The 9,253-nt window shown below is 69.0% G+C and carries 10 protein-coding genes; 5 read left to right on the forward strand and 5 right to left on the reverse strand.

Annotation, left to right across the window (positions count from 1 at the left end):
• The 3 genes from tatC to QZV72_RS07520 all read right to left on the reverse strand — a co-directional run.
• On the reverse strand, positions 1-755 hold a 755-nt coding region (tatC, locus tag QZV72_RS07510; RefSeq protein ID WP_297006827.1), incomplete at its 3' end, for a twin-arginine translocase subunit TatC.
• Complete coding sequence (locus tag QZV72_RS07515) at positions 752-922, reverse strand: twin-arginine translocase TatA/TatE family subunit (protein WP_297006829.1); 171 nt, start codon at positions 920-922, stop codon at positions 752-754. The genes tatC and QZV72_RS07515, both read right to left, overlap by 4 nt.
• A gap of 43 nt (positions 923-965) precedes the next feature.
• Positions 966-2,018, reverse strand: a complete 1,053-nt coding sequence (locus QZV72_RS07520; protein ID WP_297006850.1) for an intradiol ring-cleavage dioxygenase — start codon at positions 2,016-2,018, stop codon at positions 966-968.
• 386 nt (positions 2,019-2,404) lie between these two features.
• Here QZV72_RS07520 and QZV72_RS07525 point away from each other — a divergent pair, with 386 nt between their 5' ends.
• From QZV72_RS07525 to QZV72_RS07540, 4 genes are read left to right on the forward strand one after another with little or no spacing between them, the layout of a single operon-like run.
• A complete protein-coding gene (locus tag QZV72_RS07525) occupies positions 2,405-3,067 on the forward strand; it encodes a DUF4956 domain-containing protein (protein WP_297006831.1) in 663 nt (220 codons plus the stop codon).
• Positions 3,064-3,828, forward strand: a complete 765-nt coding sequence (locus tag QZV72_RS07530; protein ID WP_297006835.1) for a polyphosphate polymerase domain-containing protein — start codon at positions 3,064-3,066, stop codon at positions 3,826-3,828. Before QZV72_RS07525 ends, QZV72_RS07530 begins: the two co-directional genes overlap by 4 nt.
• A gap of 11 nt (positions 3,829-3,839) precedes the next feature.
• Complete coding sequence (locus QZV72_RS07535) at positions 3,840-5,777, forward strand: carbohydrate-binding domain-containing protein (RefSeq protein ID WP_297006838.1); 1,938 nt, start codon at positions 3,840-3,842, stop codon at positions 5,775-5,777.
• Positions 5,778-5,816: 39 nt separating this feature from the next.
• Positions 5,817-6,536 (forward strand): hypothetical protein, encoded by a 720-nt coding sequence (locus QZV72_RS07540; RefSeq protein WP_297006840.1) that lies wholly within the window; start codon positions 5,817-5,819, stop codon positions 6,534-6,536.
• Positions 6,537-6,539: 3 nt separating this feature from the next.
• On the opposite strand, the gene QZV72_RS07545 is transcribed toward QZV72_RS07540, so the two are convergent.
• Together QZV72_RS07545 and QZV72_RS07550 are read right to left on the reverse strand one after the other, a co-directional pair.
• Positions 6,540-7,202 carry a TetR/AcrR family transcriptional regulator gene (locus QZV72_RS07545; protein WP_297006843.1) on the reverse strand — a complete coding sequence of 221 codons (663 nt, stop codon included), beginning with the start codon at positions 7,200-7,202 and terminating at the stop codon, positions 6,540-6,542.
• 113 nt (positions 7,203-7,315) lie between these two features.
• Positions 7,316-7,804 (reverse strand): Lrp/AsnC family transcriptional regulator, encoded by a 489-nt coding sequence (locus QZV72_RS07550; protein ID WP_297006846.1) that lies wholly within the window; start codon positions 7,802-7,804, stop codon positions 7,316-7,318.
• Positions 7,805-7,864: 60 nt separating this feature from the next.
• Between QZV72_RS07550 and QZV72_RS07555 the strand changes: the two genes are divergently transcribed.
• Positions 7,865-9,100: an MFS transporter gene (locus QZV72_RS07555; protein ID WP_297006849.1), complete on the forward strand. Its 1,236-nt coding sequence runs from the start codon at positions 7,865-7,867 to the stop codon at positions 9,098-9,100.
• Positions 9,101-9,253 lie beyond the last annotated feature (153 nt).

Consider the following 9,253-nt stretch of genomic DNA (forward strand, 5'->3'; position numbering starts at 1 on the left):
ATGCCCAAGGCGATCAGGTACAGCAGCACCATCGGCACCGCGAGGATGAACATGGACATCAGGTCCGCCGCCGGAGTGACCAGGGCACTGAAGATCACGATGCCGATCACCGCACCCCGCCAGCTTCGGGCGATGGTCCGCGCCGGCAGCACTCCCAGGGCGTTGAGCACCACGAGGAAGGCCGGGAGGGTGAAGGCCACGCCGGCGGCGAGGACGAGTTTCAGCACGAAGTCGAAGTAGTGGGACGCCTGCAGCAGGGTGCTGTCCTCGTCGGAGGCGAAGCTGGTGAGCAGTCCGACCATCCGGGGGAAGATCAGGACACCGACCGCGCATCCCACGGTGAACAGCGGGAGCACGCCGGCGAGGACGCCGAAGGTGTACTTCTTCTCCCGGCGGGTCAGCGCCGGGAAGATGTAGGCGACGAGCTGGTAGATCCACACCGGGCTCGACAGGGCGATACCGCCGTACAGGGCGATCGTCAGTTTCAGGTCGAAGGCGCCGGTGATGCTGTCGTAGTTGATCGACGCGTTCCGGGTCTCGGCGATGGCGGTGACCGGGGCGCGCAGAACGTCGAGGGCGGCGTCGGAGGCCAGGTAGGCGACGACCGCCGCGACCGCGAAGGCGAGTGCCGAGCGGGTGACCCGCTTCTTCGCCTCCCGCAGGTGCCCCGACAGGGGCATGAGGGGCAGGTCCCGGCTGGCCGGGCCGCCGTCGCCGTCGGGCGCGACGGTGGTCGTGGCGGTCGTTGTGGTCATGATATCCGCTGTTCCTGCTGTGCGGCGTCCGCATTGACCTCCTTCCTGAGGATGCGGACGGACTGGCCGACACTCTTGGCCAGGCCGGGCAGCTTGGCTGCGCCGAAGAGGAGGAAGACGATGGCGAGGATGACGACGGCGTGCATGCCGGTGAGATTGGCGAACATGATGGGCTCCTGGAGTTCAGTGGGTGACAGGCGGGTGCGGTGGTCAGTTGGTGGATCCGGTGGCGCCGGGAGAGCCGGCCGGAGGTTCTCCTGCCGGGGGTTCGCCGGCCGGCGGCTCACCACCGGCACCGGGGCCACCCGCCCCACCGGTACCGGGCCCGCCCTGGCCACCGGCGGCGGGGGCCGCCCCGGACGTGGGCTCGGTCGTGGTGTCGACCCGGGCGGTCAACGAGGCGATGTAGCCGGAGTCGACGTCACCGCTCATCGTGGCCAGCTGGCTGGCACCGGCGTCGTCACCGAAGACGTTGTCGGATTCGAGGGTGATCCGGGAGAAGTTCCCGGTGGACCCGTCGTAGGTGTCCAGGGCGAACACGGCGGTGCACACGTCCTCCGGGATCGCGATCTGCGAGGTCGCGATCGCGTTGGTGGAGTCGGTGATGTCGTCCACGCTCGGGTAGACCTCGAAGTGGATGTGCGGCCAGCGGCCCGAGTAGCAGGCCGGGACGATCGAGGTGAAGGACACGGTGCCGTCGGCGTCGGCGACCTGCACGCCACGCAGCCAGGTCTCGTCCTCGACGCCGGCGGAGTACATGGAGTACAGGCCTTCGGCATTGCAGTGCCAGGCGTAGACCGCGACGTTCTCGAACGGGACATCATCATTGGCCATGTCGGTGACGGTGATGGAGAACTCCAGCGGCACACCGTCCACCGGGGTGTCCGCGCCGATCGAGGAGCGGATGTCCGACCGGACGATGCCGGACTCCTCCAGCACGTCGGGGCCGTTGGAACCGTCAGCGGGGTAGGGGCCGGCGGTCTCGTCGGGGATCTCGGCGTCCGGCAGGCCGGTGACGGCTGCGGAGGAACCCGTGGAGGACGTCGAGGTGGTGGCAGAGGACGAGGAGTTGTCGGAGCAGGCCGCCAGGGCGACCGCACCGACGCCGACGGCGCCGACGCCGAGGGCGGTTCGGCGGGTCATCAGGGTACGGATGTCGAAGGCGGGGCCCTGGTCGACGACGTCCTCGTCGGGACGGTCGAGCAGGCGACCCTCGTAGGCGGGACCCTCGGGGGTCTGGGCGGGCTCGGGGGAATTGGACACAAAAGCCATGGTCTCTTCTCCTTAAGGCTTTCCGTGAAATTGACTACACCCAGTCTTCACAACATGGCTACAGAGCACATCGTCCAGCCGCAGACACTCCGTACCGCAGCCGTGGTATTCGTCGCGTACCGCGCTCGCGGTACGACCGGAAGCTCCCCGATAATCCCCATGGTTCTTACATAACAGCAGGTCACACCCAATGCAATTCTCCGGCCACAGACCGTTGACAGGCAGGGGACCCCTTGTCGGCAGGATTCGGCCACGGGAACCACAGGCTCAGATTCCGGCTGACAGGTTTCCGACATGTCAGTGTCCGATTCTCATCTTCGTCAGCGGCACTCATCCGCCGGAGTCCGCCCCCGGAACCGCCCAGAAAGGGAACCACCATGTCCTCCGCCACCATCATGATCCTCGGTGATCTACTCGCCGTCTCGATCCTCGTCTTCGGTATCTACTATCCCCGCCACCACCGCCCCGACCTCGTGGTCGCCTTCCTCGGCGTCAATGTCGGCGTCCTGGCCGTCAGTGAGGTTCTCGGCTCCTCCACCGTCGGCGCCGGCCTCGGCCTCGGCCTCTTCGGCGTCCTGTCGATCATCCGGCTGAGGTCCTCCGAGATCTCCCAGCGCGAGGTCGCCTACTACTTCGCCGCCCTGGCCCTGGGCCTCATCTCCGGAATGCCCCCCGAGGTCACCGCGCTGAACATCAGTCTGATGGTCGTCCTGCTCGCCGTCCTCGCCGTCGCCGACTCCCGCCTGTTGTCGGCCGGTGTGCACACCATGGAGATCAGGCTCGACGTCGCGGTCGGTGACCCCGACCAGCTGCGGGATGAGATCAACGCACGCACCGGTGCCGAGGTCGTCAGTGCCACGGTCCAGCAGATCGACGTCGTCAACGACACCACCCTGGTCACCGCCACGGTCCGCACCGACGGTCACCACCGGCTGCTCCCCTCCCGTTCCGCGCTGGCCGCCCCGGCCTCCGAGATGGTCACCGGGCCCACCCTCGCGACCGGTACCGTCGCGTCCACCGTCAGGAGTGCGCGGCGATGAACACCGTCAGTCTCGAGGAGCTGAACGCCGATGCCGCCATGCTCACCAGGGTGGACCGCAAGTACGTGCTGCGTGCCGCCGAACTCTCCGAGGTGCTCACCCTGCTGGAGCGGCGGGCCCCGGAGACCAGGGTCCTCTCCATCGGCGGGCGCACCGCCCACGGCTACCGGTCCGTCTACTTCGACACCCCGGACCTCGCCAGCTTCATGATGGCCGCGCACCCGCGCCGCCGGAGGTTCAAGCTGAGGACCCGGACGTACACGGACACCGGGGCGTCGTTCCTTGAGTTCAAGGCCGAGGGCGCCCGCGGCCTCACCGTGAAGTCCCGGTTCGAACTGACCGGGCAGGACGCCGCCCTCGCCGCCGATGACCGGCTCTCCCCCTGTGCGGTCGCCTGGGCCGAGGACCTGCTCGGACAGGCCCGGGATGCCGGGGTGTCCGTCCACGCCACGGATCTGGAACCGGTGCTGTGGGGCACCTACGACCGCACCACCTTCCTGCTCCCCGGCGGGGCCGGGCGCGCCACCGTCGACACGAACCTCACCTGGCGAGGTGTGGGCACCGACGTCCTGGACCGGCCCGACATGGTCATCGTGGAGACGAAGTCCGGCTCCCACCCCTCCGGTATCGACCGGATGCTGTGGGGCACCGGCCACCGTCCGGCCAGGATCTCGAAGTTCGGCACCGGCATGGCGGCTCTCCACCCCGAACTCCCGCACAACCGCTGGAACCGCGTCCTCACCACCCATTTCACCGATTAAGGATCATCATCATGCGTAACCACCTTCTCGGCGGCGTGGCCGCCGCCGCCATGGCCGGCGTCCTCGCACTCGCCGCCTGCTCCACCTCCGACGGCGCCGCCGCCTCCACTTCCACGGACGGCACGGCCGCCGCCACCTCCGTCTACGGGGACGCCGACCTGGTCAACGTCCCGACAGCCGCCGACGCACTGGACGCGAACGACACGGCGTCCTCCGTCGACGACTCCGACTGGGACGCCGACGACGCCGTCGACTATGACGGCGGCACCGTCACCGAGGCCGGCGTGTACCGGATCAGCGGTGACGTCTCCGGGACCGTCACGGTCGAGGCACCCGAGGACGCGCAGGTCGTGCTCATCCTCGACAATGCCACGATCACCGCCACCGACGGTCCGGCAATCACCGTGGTCAGCGCCGATGACGTGGTCATCTCCCTGACCGGGGAGTCCACCGTCTCCGACACCGGCTCCTACGCCGGGGACGCGGACGCCAACGCTGCGGTCTACGCGGACGCCGACCTCACCGTCACCGGCGACGGCACCCTGAATGTCGAGGGCAACGGCAACGACGGCATCACCTCCACCGACGACCTGGTCGTGAAATCCGGCACGCTGAACGTCACTGCCGCCGACGACGGCCTGCGTGGCAAGGACGCCCTGGTCATCACCGGCGGCACCGTGACCGTGAAGTCCTCCGGCGACGCCCTGAAGGCAGACCGGGACGAGGACGCCACCAAGGGCTACGTCAACATCACCGGCGGCACCGTGAAGCTCACCTCCACCGGGGGCGACGGCATCGACGCCGCCACCGACGTCATCATCACCGGTGGCGACCTGGACATCTCCGCCGGCGGTGGGGCGTCGGCGGGCAAGGACGAGTCGGAGGACGCCGCCTCCACCAAAGGCATCAAGGGCGGCGTGTACGTCATCGTCGACGGCGGCAGCGTCAACGTCGACTCCGGTGACGATGCCGTCCACGCCAAGGGAGGCGTCCGGTTGAGCTCGGGTGACCTGACCCTGGCCACCGGCGACGACGGGGTCCACGCCGAGGTCGCGGTGATCCTCGACGGCGCCGATGTCACGGTCACCGAGTCGAACGAGGGCATCGAGGGCGGTCTGGTCACCGTCTCCGACGGCCTGGTCGACGTCACCGCCAGCGACGACGGCGTCAACGGTTCCGGGGCGACCACCACCGGGGACGGCATCGCCGCGATCGCGGAATCCGACTCGGAGGAGACCGACGACAGCGCGGATACCGCTGCCGACCCCGCTGCCCGGGGGTCCGTCGACGGCGCCATGGGCGGCATGGAGATCCCCGACCAGGGCGAGATGCCGACCCTGCCCGAGGGCATGGCGGAGGGCGAGATGCCCGGGATGCCCTCCGGGGAGATGCCGCAGGGTGGCCCCGGCGGCGAGATGGGCGGCGGCGAGATGGGCGGCGGCGACCAGTCCTCCGGTGAGCAGATCACCGTCACCGGCGGCACCCTGATCGTCAACGCCTCCGGCGACGGCCTGGACTCCAACGGCGACGCCACCATCAGCGGCGGCACAGTCACCGTCTACGGTCCGACCAACGACGGCAACGGCGCCCTCGACGTCAACGGAACGCTCACCGTCACCGGCGGCGAACTCACGGCGATCGGTTCCTCCGGGATGGCGGTCTCCCCGTCGACCACCGACGGCCAGGGATGGATCTCGGCGAACATCGACGGTTCCGCAGGCGACACCGTCACTGTGAAGGACTCCACCGGGGCCCAGATCGCGTCCTTCACCAGCGAGAAGGACTTCGCCAACGTGGTCTTCTCCTCATCCGCGATCACCAACGGCAGGACCTTCACGGTCACCGTCGGTGACAGTTCGACCGATGTCACCGCAGGCGAGGCCGCGGCATCCACCATGGGTGGCGGCGCAGGCCCCGGCAATGCAGGTCCCGGCGCGACACAGCTGTGACTCAGGGGGCGGATGTGACACCTGTGATCGTTTTGCCACATGACACACTGCCGTCTGCCCTGGCCTGCCCCGCTCCTCTCCACGGTCCTCGCCCTCCCTCTCCTGCTCACCGCGTGCTCCTCCGATGACGCGGAGCCGACGACCCCGACAACCTCCGGGGACGCCTCCCCCGACGACCGGCGGGCCGGGGCCCCGGTCCCCGACATCACCCTCCCCGGGGCACCGGAGGGTTTCACCGTGACCTCACCGGGCACCGTGCTGTCCGTCGGCGAACCCGCCTCCGTCGCGACACGCGCCGAAACCTACGACGATCAGCCGCACGGACTACAGTTCTGGCGGGTGACGGCACAGCCGTCCCACGATGTTCCCGCCGGGGATATCGCGCTGGAGAACACGGACGCCGCAGAGATCGACCACTTCGTGTGCATGAACTACGACGTGGAATTCCTCGGCTGGGACACCGCATCCGGCATCGGGGGCGACACCCAGGTGGCACGGCCGACGATGAGCCCCGTCGACGGAGACGGCCAAAGGGCCAATTTCGTGGTCATGGGTGGGGACAACGAATGCGGGGTCGACGAGGCTGACCGTCTGCCCTTCGACGCCACAGCCCTGGAGCAGGGGAGAATCTACCGGGGCGCGGCCCTGAGCTACGTCACCACCGACGGCTCAGGCATCTCCCCCGCCGGGGCGATGTTCAGCTTCGGCCTTGACGTGGCACCGGAACTGTCGGCGTCCGACAACATCTACTGGCACTGACCGTCATTCCGTATCCCCCGTCGGCCACTTCACCGCCTCCTGCATGATCGTCTGGATCACGCTGGTCGCGTGGATCTGCAGCAGCTCCTCGATGTCGGAGGCGGGGTCCAGCTCATGGGAGATGATGAGCCCCTCTGCACCGGCGATGAGGTAGGTGATGATCGCGGTGCGACGTGCCGCCGGGACGTGCGCGAAGTGCGTCTCACCGATCTTCTCGAACCGGGCGGTGAGGTTCTCCCTCATCTGCAGGTACATCCGGCGCGGACGCGGGTCATCGGACCGCTTCTGGAGAGCCAGCGGGAGACCGATGTGGAGGAACTGCGGGTGGTCCCGCAACGACCCGATGAGCTGCTCGGCGATAGCGACGAGCTCCAGGAGGATATTGCCGTCGGCGTCGATGTACCAGGACTGGTTCCAGGCATCGAAGCTGTCCTCGATGACCGTGGCCATCAGGTCGTCCTTGTCCTTGAAGTGCCAGTAGATGGAGCTGGCGGGCAGACCGCACCGCCGGGAGATCTCGGCGATGGAGGTGCCGTCATACCCTCGTTCGGCCCCGATCTCGGCGGCGGCGTCGAGGATCCTCTGCCGGGAGCGTTCACCGTCCGCACGGCGTCCCCGGGGCCTGCGGGGACGGGATCCGGTGTCATCTACTGCTGCTCCACTCATGGAAACCATCCTAGTGACGGGTGAGGGACCCGTCCCGGGCGACCTCGGTCACGCCGGAACGCACCACCGGCGACGGCACCACCGGCGACGGAGCCGCACGCACCGGGTGTTCCTCACCTTCCACCGGTCAACTGTGCCATCCGTCGCGGTATCAGTTCCCGCATCACGATGCCGGTCTCGGTCCGGCGGATCCCGCGGCACCGCATGATCTCCTGTGTGATGCGGTAGAGGTCGTCGGCGTCCACCGCCACGACCTCGATGGACATGTCACTACGTCCGGAGATGCCGAGACACTCCACCACCTCAGGGATCCGCGCGAGGTCGTCGATCATGCCGTCGAAGGTCGCCTGGTCTGCCTCCGCCGTGACGATCGCCCGCAACGGCCGGCCCACCGACGCGGGAACCAGCCGCGCCGTCACCGGAACCAACGGGCCGTCCGGTGCGGTGAGCCGCGTCAGTCTCGTCCTGACCGTTCCCCGGGCCAGGTGCAGCGACTCCGCGAGATAAGCCACCGAGGCCCTCGGGTGTGTGTCTAGCACCCCGAGAATCCGGTGGTCGGTCTGGTCGATGACTGGTACTCCCTGCCCCGTGTGACTGATCATAACGGTCAATGTTAGGCGTTCCGGTTGCCCGGTAATCGACCCGACAGCAGACTTCCCGACATGCCCGACCAGCACCAGATCTCCAGGGTCACCGGTTCCATCGCCGCCCTCACCCTCTGCCTCGCGATCTGCGGGGTCAACCTGCCGAACCCGCTCGTCCCCGACTACACCGACCGCTTCGCCCTCACCCCGCTGCTGCAGTCCACCCTGTTCAGTGTCTACCTCGCGGCGCTGGTCCTCACACTGCTCGCCACAGTCCTCGACCCCCGCCGACGCGACAGGTCCCCCCGCGACCACGTGCGTACACTCCTCACCGCTCTCCTCGTCAGTCTCCTCGCCGACCTGGTGATGCTCGCCGGGTCGGTGTCCTTCCCGCTGCTGCTGACCGGGCGGGCACTGGCCGGGGTCGCCGCAGGTCTGGCGACCGGTTCCGCGGCGTCCGTCGCACTGGCCGGCCTCGGTGAAACCGCCCGCACCGTCGCCGCCGGGGCCGCCGTGGTCGGCGCACTGGCGGCGAACATCGGAGTCGGCGCCGTCGCCTCGCTGACCGCCTCCGACACCGCGTCCTTCCTCATCACCTATCTCGGACACGGCGGCCTGGCCGCACTGCTCGCCGTCGGCCTGGCGGTCTCCGTCCGGACCCGACGCCGCACGGCCCCCGACACGCCGACCGCGGCAGGAGGCACACCGGTGGTGCGCGTCGTCGGCGGCTACCACCAGCGACACCGCACCGCCGGGTACCTTCTCGGGGTGATGTCCTGGGCGTCCGCCGGCATCGTGCTCTCCCTCGTCGCCGCCCGACTGCGGCAGACCTCCCCCGGGCTCTCCGCGCTCGGGGCGATGGCGCCGGGCATCGTCTTCCTCACCACCGCCTGGGCGGGTCAGACGCTGGTGTCCCGCCGGATCCTGCGGCTGCGCGCCTGGCAGACCTCACTTCCGCTGGTCGGCGGCATGATCGGTATCAGTGTCGCCCTGGAAGCCGGGAGCGTCCCCGCTGTCCTGCTCGCCGCCGCCGTCTTCGGCCTGGGACAGGGGCCTGCCTACAGCCTGGGCATGGCGACCGTCACCCACGCCCTCCCCGGCGGGACACAGGCGACGATGACCTCGGTGTACGCCGCCATCGCCTACGGGTCCTGCGGCGTGCTCACCGTCGCGGCCGGTATGCTCGCCACCTCGGTCGGCGTCCCGGAGACATGTGCGGTGGCCGCAGCCTGCTGCGCGGTCGGCGGCGTGGTCGCCACCGTCCTCGCCGGGCCCGTGCAGCAGCTGCGCGTCGTCCAGTCGGCGACCACGTAGGGGACCGTGCCGGGAGACCATGCCGGGGGACGGAGGCGTCCTCGGCCACCCCCGGTACCCCGGTACCCCGGTGGCCCGGTGGTCTCAGTCCCCGAGATCGTCGAGGAACCCCGCCGAAGGCACGAAGTACAACGATCCGGTGACCGCGGTGGA

The organism is uncultured Corynebacterium sp., assembly GCF_902782855.1.
GTDB lineage: Bacteria > Actinomycetota > Actinomycetes > Mycobacteriales > Mycobacteriaceae > Corynebacterium.

Excerpts from the sequence above, each read along its gene's own strand:
- QZV72_RS07545 (WP_297006843.1), bottom strand. The coding sequence starts at position 7,202 with ATGAGTGGAGCAGCAGTAGATGACACCGGATCCCGTCCCCGCAGGCCC.
- QZV72_RS07535 (WP_297006838.1), top strand. The coding sequence starts at position 3,840 with ATGCGTAACCACCTTCTCGGCGGCGTGGCCGCCGCCGCCATGGCCGGC.
- QZV72_RS07515 (WP_297006829.1), bottom strand. The coding sequence starts at position 922 with ATGTTCGCCAATCTCACCGGCATGCACGCCGTCGTCATCCTCGCCATC.
- QZV72_RS07550 (WP_297006846.1), bottom strand. The coding sequence starts at position 7,804 with ATGATCAGTCACACGGGGCAGGGAGTACCAGTCATCGACCAGACCGAC.
- QZV72_RS07540 (WP_297006840.1), top strand. The coding sequence starts at position 5,817 with ATGACACACTGCCGTCTGCCCTGGCCTGCCCCGCTCCTCTCCACGGTC.
- QZV72_RS07525 (WP_297006831.1), top strand. The coding sequence starts at position 2,405 with ATGTCCTCCGCCACCATCATGATCCTCGGTGATCTACTCGCCGTCTCG.
- QZV72_RS07555 (WP_297006849.1), top strand. The coding sequence starts at position 7,865 with ATGCCCGACCAGCACCAGATCTCCAGGGTCACCGGTTCCATCGCCGCC.
- QZV72_RS07530 (WP_297006835.1), top strand. The coding sequence starts at position 3,064 with ATGAACACCGTCAGTCTCGAGGAGCTGAACGCCGATGCCGCCATGCTC.